Raw genomic sequence first — 1,553 nt, 5'->3', positions numbered from 1 at the left:
TCTTCGACTACCTGGGTGTGCACATCAATGGGGTGCGGGCCGGTAACGCGAAGGCGGTCTTCAATGTCGATCTCGGTAAGGATGGCGGAAAATACAAGCTGGAGCTGGAAAACGGCGTGCTGAACCATACCGCCAACGCGCAGGCGAAGGATGCCGACGCAACTATCGCGCTTGACCGCACCACGCTGAACAACATCATCCTTAAGAAAGAGACGCTGAAGCAGGCGATGGATAAAGGTGACGTGAAGGTGAGTGGAAACGGGGCGAAGCTGGAAGAGATGCTGAGCTACATGGACAAATTTGACTTCTGGTTCAATATCGTAACGCCATAAGTTCAGGTTTCATCCACATAATCCTGGCGCCTTAGAAATAAGGCGCCATTTTTTTATTCACGCATCGCCAGCGCGCTGGCACTTGCCGGATCGAACAGCGAAATACTCTCGATCTGATCAAGCATGATCACCTTACGGAAATCCATAGCGCTTTTTGGCTCTGAGTCGAGCGTAACCTCATGCTCGGCGTACCATTTGCTGTAGTTGTGCTCAATACACAGCTGCATGTTCTCCCCGTCGCGGTAGCCGCTCAGCATCGGGATAAGCACGATATTGGCGGTTTTTTCATACTCCAGCGTGGCGGTATGGATCATGCCAATATAAATCCGCCGCGACTTCAGCGTGACGTGCGCAAGTTCACCTTCCTCCATGCACTGATAGAGCAGTTGTTCAATCCCGCTCGATTGTGCCAGCCGCTTGTAGAGCTTTTTCCGGCCTTCGCCGTCCAGCCGCGCGCTGCCGGCCCAGTTAGAACGATAGAGACAAAACAGGATCGCAAAGGCCAGCATCACCACGACCGGAGCCTGAATCCCTAAAAAGCTCCAGTTCATAAAATCAATTTGCCAGTCGGCGTATTTTGCGGACGTGAAATGGAACGTGTTGTCGGCGGCGGAGAGGGCGAACAACAGCAGCCAGAGCAGGCCGGTGGCGATCACGCCCTGTAAAACGAAAATGCAGCCATACAGCGCCACAAGGAAATAGACATCCCAGCCGAATGAACGCTTAATTTTGAACCGGGTTGAGAGATCGCGGCTGGTGTACCAGTAGCCGCATACCATCAATACCATGAATATTGCCGTTCCCATTTCAGGCCCTCTTCAGCGCGTTGACATGGCGCAGAAAGTCCTGCCGAACCTCGTTACTTTTGTAGTTAACCGAGGCGTTTCCATCCTGATCGATGATGATGCGGTCGCCATCCTCTACGGCTTCGATAATTTCCTGGTGACTCATAACCTGCAACAAGGATTCCGGGCTGGAAAAGAGCGCCATCAGTAAATTTTTCATCGCGTGACATCCTTATGAATTAAAAGGATAAGTCTGGAAGATAAATGGCACCTTTGCCTTAAGGTTATCCCTAAAAAATAACGGCACGGCGATGAGAATCTGCTTTTGACTCAAATTGGCACCTCAGGGAAAGTTTTTAAAGCACTGAATTAAAGGAGGTATAAAAAATATATCTGCACAAACTTGGACAAATAACGCTAATTGTGTAAGTTTTAA

3 protein-coding genes are annotated in these 1,553 nt (G+C 50.1%); 1 reads left to right on the top strand and 2 read right to left on the bottom strand.

The window, feature by feature from the left end; all coding sequences use genetic code 11:
- A partial coding sequence (locus IPZ49_RS23265) for an alkyl sulfatase C-terminal domain-containing protein (RefSeq protein ID WP_227754124.1) occupies window positions 1-332 on the top strand: 332 nt, incomplete at its 5' end.
- A 53-nt stretch (window positions 333-385) separates the two neighbouring features.
- On the opposite strand, the gene IPZ49_RS20640 is transcribed toward IPZ49_RS23265, so the two are convergent.
- Entirely contained in the window at window positions 386-1,138 is a 753-nt protein-coding gene (locus tag IPZ49_RS20640) for a hypothetical protein (RefSeq protein ID WP_022648034.1), read from the bottom strand.
- A 1-nt stretch (window position 1,139) separates the two neighbouring features.
- On the bottom strand, window positions 1,140-1,337 hold the full coding sequence (locus IPZ49_RS20635; protein ID WP_022648035.1) for a hypothetical protein: 198 nt from the start codon (window positions 1,335-1,337) through the stop codon (window positions 1,140-1,142).
- Window positions 1,338-1,553: the final 216 nt, after the last annotated feature.

The organism is Enterobacter cloacae complex sp. S2 (assembly GCF_015159675.1).
Classification (GTDB): Bacteria; Pseudomonadota; Gammaproteobacteria; order Enterobacterales; family Enterobacteriaceae; genus Enterobacter; species Enterobacter intestinihominis.
The sequence above is the reverse complement of the archived record's forward strand: the minus strand, read 5'-3'. Positions and strand labels throughout refer to the sequence as shown.

Excerpts from the sequence above, each read along its gene's own strand:
- IPZ49_RS20640 (WP_022648034.1), bottom strand. The coding sequence starts at position 1,138 with ATGGGAACGGCAATATTCATGGTATTGATGGTATGCGGCTACTGGTAC.
- IPZ49_RS20635 (WP_022648035.1), bottom strand. The coding sequence starts at position 1,337 with ATGAAAAATTTACTGATGGCGCTCTTTTCCAGCCCGGAATCCTTGTTG.